This is a genomic window from Psychrobacter sp. CAL346-MNA-CIBAN-0220, assembly GCF_040309805.1.
Taxonomy (GTDB): Bacteria; Pseudomonadota; Gammaproteobacteria; order Pseudomonadales; family Moraxellaceae; genus Psychrobacter.
In genome coordinates this window covers 1-241 of the sequence record NZ_JBEOPF010000665.1, presented here as the reverse complement: position 1 = coordinate 241, position 241 = coordinate 1, and the positions used below count along the sequence as shown (strand labels likewise).

The 241-nt window shown below is 56.0% G+C and carries 1 protein-coding gene; it reads right to left on the bottom strand.

Annotation, left to right across the window (positions count from 1 at the left end; genetic code table 11):
- A partial coding sequence (locus tag AAEY88_RS15245; RefSeq protein ID WP_350563745.1) for a type III pantothenate kinase occupies positions 1 to 241 on the bottom strand: 241 nt, incomplete at both ends.

The window sequence follows — 241 nt, the reverse complement described above, 5'->3', positions numbered from 1 at the left end:
AATAAAATCTGCTGTCGCCGCTGTACCAAAGTCGAGTACCAAGCATGCACCTGACGCCAACTTGAACGCGCCCAGCATGGCCAGCCATCGATCCATCCCCAGGCGCTGGAAGTCGTCGTAGCCATTGCGCACTCCACCCATTTCTTGAGCAGACGTTGCACAGGAAACAGCAACGCCAAATGCCGCTACCAAGGCTGCTATCAGCTTATCGGTCTCCTCAAGCGCGCGAACACTCACCAAC